Origin of the sequence: Paenibacillus amylolyticus, from assembly GCF_003719335.1 — a bacterium.
GTDB lineage: Bacteria > Bacillota > Bacilli > Paenibacillales > Paenibacillaceae > Paenibacillus > Paenibacillus amylolyticus_D.
This window is the reverse complement of record NZ_RIAS01000008.1, coordinates 106,789-123,095: the sequence shown is the minus strand read 5'-3', so window position 1 is coordinate 123,095 and position 16,307 is coordinate 106,789. Positions and strand designations below refer to the sequence as shown.

Below are 16,307 nucleotides of genomic sequence, written 5' to 3'. Positions count from 1 at the left end.
ATGGAGGAGGGGCAGATGAAGATTACTTTGGGAAGACAATCCATTCTGCTTTTAGGCGTGAATGGATTGTTTGCGTTAGCCGGAGCATTGTCCGGTACGTTTTTGAACGTGTTTCTATGGAAAAGCCGTCCAGATTACGCGATGCTCGGCTGGTTTACCATCAGTCAGCAACTGGCTATTGGCATCACGTTTTGGCTCGCGGGGAAGTGGGTCAAGGAACATAATAAAATGAGTGCTTTGAGGCTTGGGACAGCATTATCTGGTGTTTTCTATATGCTTGTGCTTTGGACGGGAAAGAGCGCGGTGGATTGGATCTGGCCGCTGGGGTTGCTCCTAGGTTGTGCATTGGGGTTGTTCTGGATTGCCTTTAATGTCGTTTATTTCGAAGTGACGGATCGAGAAAATAGGGACTTGTTTAATGGCTGGGTTGGCTTGCTGGGCTCCATGACAGGCATTGTTGGGCCGTGGTTTTCGGGGCTCATTATTTCACGTATGGCAGATAATACAGGATATCAGCTTATATTCACCGTATCTCTTGTCATTTATATCATCGCAGTGATCTTCAGTTTTTTTCTGAAAAAACGAAAAGTTAGTGGAACATACTGCTGGTCAGAGCCCATTCGGCAATTATCCACACCAAAGAGTCCTTGGCGTCCGCTCTCCATGGGGCTGTTTGCCCAAGGCGTTCGGGAAGGGGTATTTGCCTTTTTGATTGCACTGCTTGTTTATCTGGCGACAACCCAGGAGTATAAACTTGGACAATTTTCTCTTATTACTTCAGCTGTGGCATTAGTCAGTTACTGGGCTGCAGGAAAATGGTTTAAACCTCATTACCGATCTAAAGGGATGTTAACAGGTTCCGTACTGCTGCTTTTGGTGTTGTTACCTCTGCTTTGGAAAGTGACTTATGGAACACTTCTCTTTATGGGAATCGGAAGTGCTATAGCCATGCCGCTATATATTTTGCCGATGATCTCCGCAGGTTTCGACATGATGGGCACGAGCGGCGAAAATGTGGAGAAAAGGGTTGAACTTGTCGTATTAAGGGAACTCAGTCTGATGTGCGGGCGGCTTTTTGGCTTGACCGTATTTATGATTACGGTGCTAAACTCCCCATCTACTAAAGTGTTAATCTGGCTCATTATCATCCTGGGGGCTTTTCCGCTCTTTGGCTGGATGTTTATGAGGAAACTTTTGATCAAGACGACAGCACGTGATTCATAAAAGTTAATAAAAAAAATAAAAGGATGCAGCAAGAGGGGGGAGTTTTCCCCTTAGCTGTACCCTTTTTGTCATTTTACACGATGAAGCTGTGTTTCATCCTATTCGTTTTTGCGTTTTAAATTGGAGATGGTTTGTTCGTTCTTGTCAGAGAAAACAGCTTCATATCTTCATTCTGGACGCCGCTAATGGCATCGGTTATTAGGGAGGCCGCAATCATGCTGTACACCGTTCCGTTCCCTCCGTACCCTTCGACAAAGTATGAGTGCGGGTGATCTGGATGCGTACCAATGAGGGGAAGGCCATCATGTGTATTACCAAACACAGCACCCCAAGCATAATCCACCTCAAGCGCGTCAAGCGGGAAATACGATTTGACCTCTTCTAACAAAACATCACTTTGGTTCTTTGCACGAAGCTCGCGCTGATCCTTGTTTGGTATTTCTTCATCGAGTCCTCCGGCAATAATTCGATTATCCGGCGTGGTGCGCATGTACAAATAAGGACGTGCTGTTTCCCAGATCATCGCTTGTTCATGCCAGAGGCTCAGATCGGGGAGAGGTTTAGTGGTAATCGCATACGTTGCTTTCAGATAGGCTCCGTTGTCTTTTTTAATCTCCTGAGTTTCATATCCGGCAGCATAGACAACCTGTTTAGCTCGGATTTTGCCATGGGGCGTATAACACCATACCCCCTCATCATCATAGTCACAGTGAATCATTTCGGTTTGTTCGTAGATTCGTGCCCCATGCTTAGTAGCTGATTCAAACAAGCCTTGCACAAAGCGAAACGGATTTACTTCCGCATCTCCCTTTGTATAAAGAGCCGCTGGTTTTGTGAATGAAAAATGACTTTGAATTTGATCTGGGTTCCATAGCTCTGCATCAAATCCATACTTTTGCAACGTTCGATATTCTTCCTCCAAGATAGCAACATCTTCTTCAGAGCTGGCAAAACAAAAACTGGTTCGCGGAATAAACCAGGGATCGGTTTGCAAACTTCCAGCAATTTCGGTAAGCTGCTGCATGGCTTCACGGCACAATTGATAAAAGCGAACCCCTTTTTCTTCTCCAAATGTGTTGATACATGATGTCAACGTTTTGTCATTGGTATATTGTAGCAGGCCTGTATTGGCTGAACTGCTTCCATGCGCGATTTTTCGCTTATCAATGACCACAGTATCGATTCCACGCTGCGCAAGCAACCTGGAGGTCAGGGCGCCTCCCATACCGCCGCCAATAATCAGGCAGTCACAAGAGGTATCGCTGTTTAACGTGGGATAATCCACATCCGATTTATAAGTTGAAGGCCAGTAAGGTGTGCCATATACGAGATCCATCTGAAACAACTCCTTTGTCATCACATTGGTATAGTTTTGTCATTCAAGGTAACAATAAACTCGCATAAACTTTAGATCTAGGAGGTACGACGTACATGCAACATTCACAAATGCAAGCCCTGAGCCCAAAGGAATTAAACTACATTGCCGATTCCATCTCGAACGAGGAGATGCTGATCAAGCAATGTGCAGCTACAGCTTCTATATCCACACATCCGGCTATTCAACAGGCATTGAATCAATATGTTCGCTCTCATGAGCAACATATGAACACATTGATTCAAACGTTGCATCAGCATCAATCTTTTGCACCGTCCCAATCCCAATAGCTTCACATCTAAAGACAGCCTGCAGCGATAAATAAGCACATAGGAGGAAAACACATGTATAATCAAAGCGGTAATTTCATGCAAGAACAGGATTTGTTAAAAACGATTCTTGCTGATCTGAGACGAACTTCGCGCGAATACACAACAGCTACAACAGAATCTTCATGCCCTATGGTTCGCAGTATGTTCAATGATTTGACGAATGATACACTCCGACTGCAAGGTGAACTGTTTAACCTGATGCAGCAGAACAATATGTATTCGGCTTCCGCCAAAGCACCTCGTCAGGACGTGGATAAACAGATTCAGTCAGCACACCAGGCACAGCAGAAGTGTCAGCAATTTGTGCAAGAGAAAAATGCACAAAATAATTCTTACAGCCAGATACCGAATGTGTCTCCGCGTCAACCGAATTACGGCAACCCTTATTACATGTAACCTGTAGATAAGGGTTTTGAAGCATGACGCTATAGACCATACCACCGCTTGCCTGAATTGAGGGCAGGCGGTCTTTTGTCTATGCACCAACGTTGAATTCATGTAATATAAGTATTAATTCATTTTAGGAACCTGGATGACGCTGGAGGGAAAACGATGAAAGAGTTGAACGATCTGCAACTCAAAGTTCTGGATCTGTTGAAGGAAGACGCGAGAAGGACTCCCGCACTGCTGTCAACGCTGCTGGGGGAGTCGGAAGATAAAATCAAAGCTGCTGTAGCACAGCTTGAAGAAGAACACGTCATCGTCAAATATGCAACGGTAGTGAACTGGAGCAAAATCGATGATGAGAAAGTGACGGCCCTGATCGAAGTTCAGATTACACCCGAGCGTGGGCGTGGCTTTGAAGGGATTGCTGAACGGATCTATCTTTATCCGCAAGTGAAGTCCGTGTACCTCATGTCAGGAGCTTATGATCTACTTGTTGAAGTAGAGGGCGGCAATCTGCGTGAAGTGGCTAACTTTGTATCGGAGAAGCTGTCTCCGATTGATTCAGTACTGTCAACCAAGACGAATTTTATTCTTAAAAAATATAAGCAGGACGGGATTATTTTTGAAGACCATCAGGAAGACAACCGTCTCATGATCTCGCCGTAAAGGAAGATGTGTCATGATAGTGAATGAACAGACAACCGGGAATAACAAAACAATGTCCTCATATTTGGCTCCGCTTGTGAAGCAGATCCCGCCATCCGGCATCCGCAAGTTTTTTGATCTGGTGGGCGACAATAAAGATATCATCACGCTTGGTGTAGGCGAGCCGGATTTTGTAACACCGTGGCATATGCGTGAAGCTTGTGTATACTCTCTTGAAAGAGGCATGACTAGTTATACATCAAATGCAGGTATGCCGAAGCTGCGTGAAGCACTTAGCGATTATTTGGATACACAGTTTGATACCAAGTACGATCCAAAAGACGAGATTATTGTCACCGTAGGTGGAAGTGAAGCGATTGACCTTGCTTTGCGTGCATTGATCGTGCCCGGTGACGAGATTCTAATCCCGGAGCCATCTTATGTAGCTTACTCCCCTATTGCATCCATCGGTGGAGGTATTCCTGTTGGGGTAGAGACATATGCAAAAGATCAGTTCAAGGTAACGGCTGAAGCGCTGGAAGCTAGCATTACACCGAAATCCAAGGTCGTTATTTTATGTTATCCGAGCAATCCTACAGGGGCAATTATGACTTATGAAGACTGGCTACCGATCGCAGAAGTCGTCAAAAAACATGATCTGATCGTCATTGCTGACGAAATTTATGCCGAATTGACGTATAATCAAAAACATGTCAGCTTCGCTTCAATTCCTGGTATGAAAGATCGCACGATTTTGGTGAGCGGTTTTTCCAAGGCGTTTGCGATGACAGGCTGGCGGATCGGATATATGTGTGGACATCCCGAACTTATTGCAGCAATGCTCAAAATTCACCAGTACACGGTGATGTGTGCACCAGCAATGGGGCAGGTAGCTGCACTTGAAGCATTGACGAATGGACTGGGTGAGAAAGACCGAATGGTTGAATCCTATAATCAGCGCAGACGTTTGATTGTACAGGGGTTCCGTGATATCGGACTGGATTGTCATGAACCTCAGGGAGCGTTCTATGCTTTTCCGAGTATTCAGAAGACAGGCCTGAGCTCCGATCTGTTTGCTGAACGATTGTTAACCGAGAACAAGGTGGCTGCTGTGCCAGGTAACGTTTTTGGCCCGCAAGGGGAAGGATTTTTACGTTGCTCATATGCGACCTCCGTATCGCAGTTAAACGAAGCTTTGGAACGTATCGGGAATTTTGTTTACAAAGTTCAAAAAGAGGGTTAATACAAACAAGAGGTACAGTATAAATAAGGCATTTGGAACTTTTCCAAAAAAATACTTTCTTTTACAAAATATTATGATATAATTTCAATTTGAAATGAGATTTCATATATTTGGAAAATTATTTTCCGAGGAGGGGTTAGCTTTGTTTTGTGTTGAATATGATTTACCGACGAATCGTGGACACGTTCTGGCAGAAAGCGATCATGGCGACCGATGGTTGGTGAACCCTGATGACGCATCCTTGCATAACATTTCCTTGGAAGATGAGATCCGCATGCTTCGCAGCAAAATGGAACAGATTTTCCTGGAAGAGAAATCATTTACGTCCGATATTGTGATTGAGATCAGCAGTTTGCTGGACTTAAAGATTAACGAATACATGAAGGCTAATCCTGTCAAACCGAAGTAAATATCGGGTTGATGGATATACGCTGGGAACATGTAGAATGATATAATTTGTAACACGGTAGAGAAGGAGGTCCGAAAGGGTCTCCTTTTTGCTATTTACTTTAATATAATTGTTGAATAGACGGGTTATTTTTTTGCGTGGAACAATTGTGATATATTGGAGTTAGGAGACTAAAGGGGGAGCTGGAATGAAAAGATTTTGGGGACTTGCCGCAATAATTTCATTAATCTTTATATTAGCCGGATGCGGCGGTAAAGATGGATTTACGGTGTTTATTATTGATAACCAGGGTAATCCATCGGGTATTTCGGAGCAATTGCAAACAAAGCTGCAGCAAAAGCTTGGTGAAGAGCCAAAAGTAGAAATCATTACAAGTGCGATGTACGATGTCCAAAAAATATTGGTTGAATATGCCGCTGGCAGCCACGATATCTTTATTTTGCCTGAAAATGATATGAAACAGTATGGTCAGAATGGCTCGAATGTCCCGCTGGACGATACATTTGATCCCAAGAAATATGAACGCGGTGTATTTGAGGGATCTGTATTGGTTGAAAAAGGGAAGGGCGACGATGGATCTGATATGAAAAAGGAAACCCACCTGTATGGCATTCCGCTTGAGGACATGCAGATGTTCAAGGATGTGAACTATGCTCCAAGCAATCTGTTCGCTACCATTCCATTGTCAGCGGCTAACATTGAAGAGTCGAAAAAAGTGCTCAAAGCGCTGACAGAGTAACATCTATATAGAACAGGTATGGGAGGAGGGAACGGATTGCTGATTACGGTCACAGGCGGTATAGGCAGCGGAAAAACGCGCTTTGCGCTGCAATATGCGGCTCAAATGAGCCGGGAAGGTGTATATTTATCCACTGGTGATCATGATTCCGTTATTCCCGAATTGCCATCCGCTCATTATCGTGCCATTCAGGCGGGGAACGGTCCAAAGCTTGCTGAAGTGGTGAACCAGATTAATCGGGAATCCAATCTTTTTCTGGCCGATCAACGCATGTTGATTGTGGATAGCCTGACATCCTGGATGGCAGCGAGTTTCAGAGAAGCAACTGACTTGGATCAGCAACGTGTTGAAACACAACGGTTACTAGAGACACTGCTATCCTACCAGGGGAAAATACTTATTATTACAAATGAGATGCATGGCAGTTTACATCCGTCAGAAGAGGAACGAATTTTTGCAGCGAGAATGGCTTCGGTGAACCGGATTTTGCAGTCCAATGCAAAACAGATGTTTATGTTGGTGTCTGGCCTTGCGATTGATCTGAAAGCTCTGCATTTGCGTTATGAAGATTAAGAATAGACGAGCTTTAGGTAATCGGATAAGATATTTCAGCGGTTGATAAATGATTGATGCCTAATTGGAGGGATGATGATGGGGATATATACACGAACCGGTGATGAAGGCCAAACTTCAGTCATTGGAGGCCGAGTTATCAAAGATGATGATCGGGTAGAGGCTTATGGTACGATTGATGAATTAAATTGCTTTGTGGGTCAAGCGATCAGTCTTATTGACTCTGCTAATGGAGAATTTGAGGATCTGCGCGAACATCTGCTGGAAGTGCAACAGGAGCTTTTTGACTGCGGATCAGATTTGGCTTTTGTACGCATAAGTGAGACAAAGTACAAAGTACGGGATGAGATGGTCACACGTTTGGAACAGTGGATCGATCAATATGATGCTGAGAATCCTAAAGTGGAACGTTTTATTATTCCAGGCGGAAGTCCACTTTCATCTTCACTACATGTGTGCCGTACGGTATGTCGCCGGGCAGAGCGCCGTACCGTTACGCTGGGACAGCATACGGATATTAATCCGTCGGTGCGCAGGTATCTGAATCGTCTATCGGATTATTTCTTTGTTGTTGCACGGACAGCCAATGCTAGACAACAAGTTGCGGATATTGAATATGTGCGGAGCAAAAAAGTATTCCGCCGCAAAGAATGAGCCAATATTATGCGCCGATTGCCTACAGGGTGACCGAAGTAGAGGACGGCTGGCTGTTAAAGACCGTGCTTCAAAAACGGCTGCAGGTTTCGCGTAAGCTTTTATCCAAAATCAAACTCACCGAGCAAGGTGTTATGCTGAATGGTGAACGAGTATACATTAGTGTCAAAGTAAGTGCGGGTGATCTGGTGGAGGTTCGGATGGAGCAAGAGGAATCCGATGATATTCTGCCAGAGGAAATTCCATTCACCGTATTGTATGAAGACGAACATCTGCTGATCGTGAATAAAGATGCCGGAATTATCGTGCATCCAACCCATGGGCATTACACAGGCACTTTGGCTAATGGTGTGGTGCATTATTGGCAACAAAAAGGCGAGAAATTCCGCTTCCGTCCTATCCATCGATTGGATCAAGAAACATCCGGTGTGCTGGCGATTGCCAAAAACCCGTATGTGCACCAGCATGTATCAGAGCAGATGATCGCCGGTACTGTGGATAAAAAATATATCGCACTGGTGCATGGCAGCCCTGTTCCCGAACATGGAGCAGTCGACGGACCTATTGATCGCGATCCCGAGGAACCGCATCGCCGTATCGTTACACCAGACGGATATGCAGCCAGAACGCTCTACACAACGTTGTCACGCTGGGATGATGGAAGTGCCAGTGCTGTAAGTTTGAAGCTGGAGAGTGGACGAACCCATCAGATCCGGGTACATATGACGTCTATCGGTTGCCCGTTGATCGGTGATCAGATGTATAAGACGTTGCCAGTGCATAACGTGGATGAGCAGACAATGGCTGTTCGGGAGGAACGGGATACGTGGATTGAACGCCAAGCGCTGCATGCGTGTGAACTGACGTTTGAACATCCAATCCTTCGTGAACGTATGACATTCCAGGCACCACTGCCGCCAGATATGGCCGCATTGGAGAAACGTTTGGATACCGAGGCGGCCCCGAGAGAAACGGTGCAATAGCCAAGCTAAACACCCTAGTGGATGAGTAACCATAGATCCAGGGGAGCGAATGAGTGATCGTAAGTGAAGATACCCCACGGTTTGGCGGCAAAGCAACCAAACCACACGCCGAAGGCTAAAGGCATTTTGAGCCTTAAGGTTTTGAAGCTTTAGAGTTTGGTGAGCGAAGCGCCAAACCACACGCCGAAGGCTAAAGGGGTTTTGAGCCTTAAGGTTTTGAAGCTTTAGAGTTTGGTGAGCGAAGCGCCAAACCACACGCCGAAGGCTAAAGGCATTTTGAGCCTTAAGGTTTTGAAGCTTTAGAGTTCGGTGAGCAAAGCATCCGAACCACACGCCGAAGGCTAAAGAGACTTTTAGAGTTTAAATTTCTTACGGCTTTAAGCTAGTTAAAGCCGGAGAGCCCATAAATCTCTAAGCTCACAGAGTATGGATTCCCCCAACATTTCTCTCTAAAGATGTTGGAATACATGTTGAAAAATCAAGGTGTAATGAGGGGCGATATGCCCCCGTTCACCAACAGAAAAATTGCTGAGCGAGGGTATTGGGATGGAGCGACTTTTGGATTTGCGGAGCAAACCAAGGGAAGCGAGAGACCAAAACCCGAGCGGAAGGGATCCCATGACAAAATTGAAAGTATACCAATATGCGAAATGTGGTACGTGCCGTAAGGCTGTGAAATGGCTAGAAGCGAAAGGGCATGAGCTGGAGCTAATCCCTATTTTCGATACACCACCATCGAAAGATGAATTGACAGAGCTTGTTCAAAAAAGCGGACTTGAAGTGAAAAAGTTTTTTAACACCAGTGGAGAAGTCTATAAAGAGCAACAGCTCAAAGACAAACTGCCAGGTATGTCCGAGGAAGAGCAGATTGCGTTACTGGCTTCCAATGGTCGTCTGATCAAACGTCCGATCGTAACTGATGGAGAAAAAGTCACCGTAGGTTTCAAAGAAGATACGTATGAGCAGGAATGGAACAACGCCTGAAAATTCGCCAGAGCTAAGCCTTGAATTGTTCACAATTCAGGGCTTTTTTTGGTGGAACGGAGGAGTGGCATAATTATGCTCTAATGAGGGTTGGCGTAACTATGTTATAATGATAGAATGAGTTTCGACATTTAATATACTATTGAAGTTGATAGCGAAGTTTGTCTATCCAGCTTTCATAGATCAAGGAGAGAACAAAATCAAGTGAATCAACGTAATGAACCTACTTTGTTACTGGTAGACGGTATGGCAGTGTTGTTCCGGGCATTCTATGCAACATCTGCGAGCGGATATATCAGACGTACAAAGGCAGGGCTTCCGACCAATGCAGTCTATGGGTTTATCCGTTATTTTTGGGATGCGGTTCAGACGTTTGGACCAAGCCATGTCATCTGCTGTTGGGATATGGGAGGCAAGACGTTTCGCGGTCAGGAGTATGCAGCGTACAAAGGTAATCGTGCTGAAGCACCAGATGACCTTATTCCCCAGTTTGCTCTGATTCGTGAAGTGATGGATAGTTTGAACATTCCGAATATTGGTGCAGAAGGGTATGAGGCTGACGATTGTATCGGGACACTCGCCAAGTATTACACCGAAGAAACCGATATGAATGTGATGGTACTGACGGGAGACCATGATATGTTACAGCTGATTAATGACCGCACAAGTATCATTATTATGAAAAAAGGTCACGGCAACTACATGGTATACAATCCCGAAACGTTGATGGCCGAGAAACAATTGACACCGCGTCAGGTTATTGACATGAAGGGCTTGATGGGAGATGCCAGCGACAATTATCCCGGGGTACGTGGAATTGGCGAGAAAACGGCTTTGAAGCTTGTGCAAGAGTATGGATCGATTGAAGGGATCTTAAGCAATCTGGATCAACTCACTCCTTCGGTACGTAAAAAAATTGAGAGTGATCTCGATATGCTGCATCTGTCTCGCAGACTGGCAGAGATTCACTGTGCAGTTCCGGTGGCTTGTACCCTGGAAGGCTGTGAATTGCGTCTGGACCCGGATACGGTGATGGACAAGTTTGAACAACTTGAGATGAAGAGCCTTGGCTCTTGGATGGGAGTGGCGATAGGGTGAGCAACATGATGATGAAAAAAAAGAGTAAAAAGTGGTGGACTGGGGCGATGGCCCTCGTCCTCGCACTTCCGGTAGTACTGTCGGGGGCGGTAAGTGCACCACAGACAGCGGAAGCCAAAGCAGCCATTAGCACGAAAGTACAGAAAGTGAAAGCAGCAGGACGTAGTTTTAGCGTACAGACCGTTTCCATTCCAAAAGGGACACCAGTAACCGTCGGACTTGCTAAGAAACAGGTTGGCCAAACCGCAACATTGCCGTCTATTGTAAAAGCGTATGGCGCACAAGCAGCAATTAACGGAGCTTTTTTTGAAGCATATCACGGAGCACCAGATCCTTACGGGATGTTAATAGCAAATGGGAAAGTTATACATATAGGAAGGTATGGCACATCTATTGGTTTTAAAGCGGATGGGTCAGCGATTATGGATTCACTTCAAGTGAGCTTAACGGGCACGGTCACAGATACGAACGGAAAATCACGCAGCTGGTATGCGACCTTTATTAATCGGACACCTTCAGCAGATGCAAGCATCTCGATGCTATACACTCCAGAACGCGGAGCCAATGTTGGTTTCAAGGGTGGGACAGCAGTGATTATGGAAAAGGGTGTTGTGACCAAAAAAGTACCGAACACAAACGTAGCGATTCCCAAAAATGGTTCTGTTCTTGTCTTCACAGGCCGGGAGAAGTCCACAGCAGACCGGTTTACGGTAGGTTCCACCGTAGAGATGAATTACAGATATACTAATGCAGCCGGTCAGGAAATTCCTTGGCAGGATGTAGTCACAGCTGTCGGTGCTGGCCCGCGTCTGGTGAAAGACGGCAAGATATCGGTCAATCCGGCAAGTGAGGGGTTCAGAGATCCGAAGATTTTGAATTCGTCTGGAGCGAGAAGCGGAATTGCCATTATGCCCGACGGTTCGGTGATGCTTGCCACCGTTTCTGGTGCTACAATGAAAGAATGGGCAGCTGTGATGCAAAAGCTGGGAGCCAAACAGGCGATGAACTTGGATGGCGGTGCATCCTCCGGAATGTATGCAGGTGGCAAGATGCTGACTTCTCCAGGGCGGCTGTTAAGTAATACATTAGTATTTGGTGGTTCTGTTCGATAAAAAGTAATCATGGAGGTATGATGTGGCATGACACCTATACCCGATTCGATAACAGAAGAGGAAAGCACGGCAGTTCTGGCGATTAATATAGGGAAGCCTAAGCCACTGCCCGGTCAGAAGCATGAAGTGTTGAGCGGTATTGTGAAACACCCTGTCTCCGCCCCGGTTTTCCTGTCATTCACTGGAATGACAGGGGATGCCCAAGCGGATCTGGTGCACCACGGTGGTCCAGATAAAGCGGTCTGTGTATACGATCATAGTCGCTATTCGGCGATTGAGCGCCTGATGGACCGTAAGCTGGAGTGGGGGGCATTTGGAGAGAATCTGACCGTTACAGGATGCGCCGAGGAAGAGGTTCGCATTGGTGATGTATTTGAACTCGGTGATGCGCAGGTGCAAGTCAGTCAGCCAAGACAACCATGCTTCAAGTTGGGTGTAAGATATGATTACAAGGAGTTACCTGTTTATTTTCAGGAAAGCGGGCATACCGGCTTTTATTTTCGGGTATTGGAAGAGGGAGAAGTTAGCCCTGCATCACGTTTTAGAAGAGTTCGCACAGATGCTTCATACATGACGATTCTTGAAGCTAACCGGATCATGCATCAGGGGAAGCAGGACGTGGAAGGGATGAAGGCACTATTGGCTATTCCTGTGCTCTCGGATAGCTGGAAACAGACATTGCTTAAACGCTTGAACAAGATTGAGTGTAACTAAGCCCTGCTGTGTATCTGAACGATGATATGGATGCAGCAGAGTTTCCTATCTCAAACCAACGTGGGAGTGAAACCAACATGACAGTTTTAGGTGCAATCGAAGCAGGCGGAACCAAATTTGTATGTGGTATTGGGACGGAACATGGAGAGGTTTTGGAACGAGTAAGCTTCCCGACGACCACGCCGGAAGAGACGATGGCTCATGTTATCTCTTTCTTTGAAGGTAAAGGCATTGAAGCGCTGGGCGTAGGTTCATTCGGTCCGATTGATCCCATTGAAGGAAGCCCAACCTATGGTTACATTACGACAACACCAAAGCCGCATTGGGGACAGTACAACATGATTGGCAAACTCAAAGAACACTTTGACGTGCCTATGACGTTTGACACCGATGTGAACGGAGCTGCTTTGGGTGAAGCGACTTGGGGAGCTGCGCAGGGACTGGATAGCTGTCTGTATATTACGGTAGGCACAGGTATCGGTGCAGGGGCTGTCGTTGGTGGAAAAATGGTACACGGGCTGTCTCATCCCGAGATGGGTCATATTATCGTACGGAGACATCCCGAAGATTCATACGCAGGAACCTGCCCATATCATGGAGACTGTCTGGAAGGTCTTGCGGCGGGGCCGGCCCTGAACAAACGCTGGGAACAACCTGCTTATGAATTGCCAGCAGATCACAAAGCCTGGGAGATTGAAGCGCATTATCTTGCACATGCTTTGATGAATTATGTGCTGATTCTTTCGCCACAGAAAATTGTGATGGGTGGGGGCGTGATGAAACAGGAGCACCTATTCCCGATGGTTCGCAGCAAGCTACAGGAATTGCTGGCAGGTTATGTGCAGCATCCGTCACTTCATGTTGGAATGGATGCGTATGTTGTGCCACCAGGTTTGGGAGACAATGCAGGGTTGTGTGGTTCCCTGGCGCTGGCAAAATTAGCTTTATCCAAATAAACATATTTAGGGATTGACGAAATTTACCAGTATGGTATGATATGTGCAACAGTATAGTACGGTTAATGAGGAAGCACCTCTCTTGCAGCGATTTTGCAGGAGAGGTGCTTTTTTTTGTGCTGTCTGTATAGAGAGACAGAGAGTGCCATCGTTAATCGAACAGGCTGTATTGTCTAAAGGAGGGAACAAGCAATGGAAGTCATTTTTATGAACAAATTATCCAGAGTGTCTGAGCATCATGAGGAGATTGCCCAATTATGGATTGGTGAGGAGGAGAATAGCTGGCACTTGGGATGGAGTTGTTATGAAGCAGGTGATCGGGAAGATACGATCTGGTATGAAGGGAATTCGTGGGAAGAACTGATGCACATTTATCGTCATCAACTTGCCATGCAGATGAGCGAAGGGTATCGTCCATTGATGCATGGGTTATACAACGAAAATGAGGATATGAAGCCACGTAGTTATGCAGGCCAGCGTCTGCATTGTTTTAGTGAACTGTACGGAAATGAGCAATTGTATGAGGATTTATGTACATGGCGCAGGCAGAAAGCGGCTTCGGATCGGAAGGCTCCTTATTTTGTAGCAACGAATCGTTTGCTGCGGCTGATCAGTGCTTTTGTTCCACATACGATGGATGAACTGATGCAACTGCCAGGTGTTGGCGAGAGCAAAGCGGCGGAATACGGACTGGAATGGCTTGAACTGATGAGTGGATTCGAGCAATCGAGACCTTTCCCGTTAGACTGGGTATATATCGTATTGAAAGAAGAAGAGTACGAAAGCTGGTTATATAAGCAAAAAGAGCAGAAGTACAAGCAGGAACTGGATAAATTCATTACGCGCAAGCACGTGCTGGAAGGCATGAAAGAAGGTCAAACCTTAGAAGCGATCGTGAATCGATCTGGATTATCCCGGCGGGAATTAATCGAACTGTTGGAAATACTCGATCTGGAAGGCTATGACACGGATTCTTTGCTTGATGTAGAACTGGCCGTTATGCCTGAGACTGAACAAGAGGCGGTATGGAATGCATATGAGGAGCTAGGAGATACATTTCTGAAGCCTGTGTTACTTAAAGTTTACGGAGGAGATCGCCCTGAAGGAGGCAGCTTGGAGCAAGTGTATGAACGGTTACGGATGATTCGCATCCGTTTTCGGAGACATACTGAAACCGAGCGTAATGTTGGTTAGCTAAGAAACGCCGAGAAGCAGTGATATTAAAAAGACGAAGTCGTCCTGTGAAGGAGCGCTTCGTCTTATTCTTTGAATGGTATGATATAGCGGATACACCGGTCGTTTCAGATCCAGTCTTTTTTACGGAAAATAAAGAACATTGTCAAGCCGAGTGTTATCATCAGGCCGATAACGGCATAATACCCGTATTTCCAGTGTAATTCAGGCATGTTATCAAAGTTCATCCCATAAATCCCGGTTATAACGGTCAAAGGCATGAACACTGTGGTGATGGCGGTAAACACACGCATGATCTCATTCGCGCGGTTAGCGATACTGGACTGATAGGCTTCTCGCAAGTTGCCCATCAGATCGCGGTACGTTTCGAAGGTTTCTGATATTTTTACGGCGTTCTCGTAAATGTCGCTGAAATATTTTTGCAGCTGATCATCAATGAGACGCAGATCTTTTTTGTTGAGTGTATTAATGACCTCTTTTTGAGGTCCCAGTACTTTTTTCAGCCACAAAATCTCGCTTCGCAGACCGATAATCTCATTCAGATGTGACTTTTTGGTATGCATCAGAATGTCTTCCTCAAGTTTCTCAATTCGTGCTTCAATTCGATCACCAACGGTGAAGTAATTGTCTACGATCAAGTCAACGAGCAGGTAGAGAAGACGGTCGGGACTGCTGATTTCCTGTTCCCAGAGGATTGGCTTCAAGGTGCGCAATTCGCTGACCTTCTGTTTCGTTACACTGATGATAAAGTGTCTACCGAGAAAAAGGTTGACTGCGCGCAGGAAAATCTCTTCATCATCAAAACGAATGCTGTTGATCACGATAAAATAATGGTTTTCATAAATCTCAATCTTCGGACGCTGCTCTTCATCACTCAAGCAATCTTCTACAGCCAGATCATGCATGGAGAACAGTGGCTGAAGGACAGCCAAATCGTCCACGTCCGCGTCAATCCAGTAGAATCCTTCTGCTGGTGGAGTCAGCGCTTGCTGAATGTCATCCACCGGGATAAATACACCGTTGTTAACCAACCGGATTTTCATGTTATCTACTCCTTCTGCACCCGCCATCATGGCGGATTTCATCATTAATATGGGCGCAAAAGAACAGATCAGCCGGTCGGCAGCGGAGCCTGTTATGAGGACTTTACTGCGTCATCAATCTATAATCAAACGGAAGAAACGTCCCGCTGCCGACATGCTGATGTCAATTCTCTATGCAGTTGTTCGGAATTCGACTGCCAGTTGGGCCTCGGGTCGCCATCCATTTAATATGTCACCTCTCACATAAGGGCTTATAAACACTTGTCTAGTATACCGCTGGTCCATGGTGCTTTCAAGCGCAAAAATGTGTCTATTTCAAGCTCTGAGGCAGTGTATGAGGACGGATGATGAAGGGTTCCAAGTTTACTCCTAAAACGAACAACTGGTTCTTGACGTGAGGGCAGTAATGTTTTAAAGTAAAAGTTAATAAATTTGAATTATAATTGAATACAGCGAAATCTTATCAAGAGTAGGTGGAGGGACCAGCCCGATGAAACCCGGCAACCGGCGATAATATGCACGGTGCTAATTCTTGCAGCGACCAAGCATCCTTGTGATGCTGTTGTAACTGAGAGATGAGAGAGGCGCATATCTGTTTACATATGACCTTTCTCGGAATCCGAGAGAGGTCTTTGTCATATG

General features: G+C 45.7%; 18 protein-coding genes and 1 riboswitch. Of the genes, 16 read left to right on the top strand and 2 right to left on the bottom strand.

The window, feature by feature from the left end:
* Positions 1–15 precede the first annotated feature (15 nt).
* The gene (locus EC604_RS15705; protein WP_123065068.1) at positions 16–1,224 is read left to right on the top strand and encodes an MFS transporter; all 1,209 of its coding nucleotides are present in this window, start codon (positions 16–18) and stop codon (positions 1,222–1,224) included.
* Between the two features lie 115 nt (positions 1,225–1,339).
* Here the strand turns inward: EC604_RS15705 and EC604_RS15700 are convergent, their stop codons facing one another.
* A complete protein-coding gene (locus EC604_RS15700; protein ID WP_123065067.1) occupies positions 1,340–2,560 on the bottom strand; it encodes an NAD(P)/FAD-dependent oxidoreductase in 1,221 nt (406 codons plus the stop codon).
* Positions 2,561–2,655: 95 nt separating this feature from the next.
* Here EC604_RS15700 and EC604_RS15695 point away from each other — a divergent pair, with 95 nt between their 5' ends.
* From EC604_RS15695 to EC604_RS15625, 15 genes are all read left to right on the top strand, one after another.
* Positions 2,656–2,889 (top strand): hypothetical protein, encoded by a 234-nt coding sequence (locus EC604_RS15695; RefSeq protein WP_123065066.1) that lies wholly within the window; start codon positions 2,656–2,658, stop codon positions 2,887–2,889.
* A gap of 54 nt (positions 2,890–2,943) precedes the next feature.
* Positions 2,944–3,327 (top strand): spore coat protein, encoded by a 384-nt coding sequence (locus EC604_RS15690; RefSeq protein WP_123065065.1) that lies wholly within the window; start codon positions 2,944–2,946, stop codon positions 3,325–3,327.
* Between the two features lie 156 nt (positions 3,328–3,483).
* Positions 3,484–3,984, top strand: a complete 501-nt coding sequence (locus EC604_RS15685) for an Lrp/AsnC family transcriptional regulator (RefSeq protein WP_123065064.1) — start codon at positions 3,484–3,486, stop codon at positions 3,982–3,984.
* A gap of 13 nt (positions 3,985–3,997) precedes the next feature.
* A complete protein-coding gene (locus tag EC604_RS15680) occupies positions 3,998–5,206 on the top strand; it encodes an aminotransferase class I/II-fold pyridoxal phosphate-dependent enzyme (protein ID WP_123065063.1) in 1,209 nt (402 codons plus the stop codon).
* A gap of 94 nt (positions 5,207–5,300) precedes the next feature.
* Positions 5,301–5,615, top strand: a complete 315-nt coding sequence (locus EC604_RS15675; RefSeq protein ID WP_192895117.1) for an aspartyl-phosphate phosphatase Spo0E family protein — start codon at positions 5,301–5,303, stop codon at positions 5,613–5,615.
* Between the two features lie 187 nt (positions 5,616–5,802).
* Entirely contained in the window at positions 5,803–6,354 is a 552-nt protein-coding gene (locus EC604_RS15670; RefSeq protein WP_123065061.1) for a hypothetical protein, read from the top strand.
* Between the two features lie 36 nt (positions 6,355–6,390).
* The gene (locus tag EC604_RS15665) at positions 6,391–6,927 is read left to right on the top strand and encodes a bifunctional adenosylcobinamide kinase/adenosylcobinamide-phosphate guanylyltransferase (protein ID WP_161556954.1); all 537 of its coding nucleotides are present in this window, start codon (positions 6,391–6,393) and stop codon (positions 6,925–6,927) included.
* Positions 6,928–7,005: 78 nt separating this feature from the next.
* Complete coding sequence (locus EC604_RS15660) at positions 7,006–7,581, top strand: cob(I)yrinic acid a,c-diamide adenosyltransferase (RefSeq protein ID WP_123065059.1); 576 nt, start codon at positions 7,006–7,008, stop codon at positions 7,579–7,581.
* Positions 7,578–8,564, top strand: a complete 987-nt coding sequence (locus tag EC604_RS15655; RefSeq protein ID WP_123065058.1) for an RluA family pseudouridine synthase — start codon at positions 7,578–7,580, stop codon at positions 8,562–8,564. Before EC604_RS15660 ends, EC604_RS15655 begins: the two co-directional genes overlap by 4 nt.
* Before the next feature lie 618 nt (positions 8,565–9,182).
* Entirely contained in the window at positions 9,183–9,548 is a 366-nt protein-coding gene (locus EC604_RS15650; RefSeq protein WP_123065057.1) for an arsenate reductase family protein, read from the top strand.
* A gap of 204 nt (positions 9,549–9,752) precedes the next feature.
* Complete coding sequence (locus EC604_RS15645; RefSeq protein WP_123065056.1) at positions 9,753–10,646, top strand: 5'-3' exonuclease; 894 nt, start codon at positions 9,753–9,755, stop codon at positions 10,644–10,646.
* Positions 10,647–10,657: 11 nt separating this feature from the next.
* Complete coding sequence (locus EC604_RS15640) at positions 10,658–11,758, top strand: phosphodiester glycosidase family protein (RefSeq protein ID WP_240036917.1); 1,101 nt, start codon at positions 10,658–10,660, stop codon at positions 11,756–11,758.
* A 27-nt stretch (positions 11,759–11,785) separates the two neighbouring features.
* The gene (locus EC604_RS15635) at positions 11,786–12,472 is read left to right on the top strand and encodes an MOSC domain-containing protein (RefSeq protein ID WP_123065054.1); all 687 of its coding nucleotides are present in this window, start codon (positions 11,786–11,788) and stop codon (positions 12,470–12,472) included.
* A 77-nt stretch (positions 12,473–12,549) separates the two neighbouring features.
* Positions 12,550–13,428, top strand: coding sequence for an ROK family protein (locus tag EC604_RS15630; protein ID WP_123065053.1), 879 nt, complete (start codon positions 12,550–12,552; stop codon positions 13,426–13,428).
* Positions 13,429–13,620: 192 nt separating this feature from the next.
* Positions 13,621–14,622, top strand: coding sequence for an HRDC domain-containing protein (locus EC604_RS15625; RefSeq protein ID WP_123065052.1), 1,002 nt, complete (start codon positions 13,621–13,623; stop codon positions 14,620–14,622).
* Between the two features lie 107 nt (positions 14,623–14,729).
* Here EC604_RS15625 and corA read toward each other — a convergent pair whose 3' ends face one another.
* Entirely contained in the window at positions 14,730–15,665 is a 936-nt protein-coding gene (gene corA, locus EC604_RS15620; protein ID WP_123065051.1) for a magnesium/cobalt transporter CorA, read from the bottom strand.
* A 457-nt stretch (positions 15,666–16,122) separates the two neighbouring features.
* A riboswitch (SAM riboswitch) is annotated at positions 16,123–16,247 on the top strand.
* Positions 16,248–16,307: the final 60 nt, after the last annotated feature.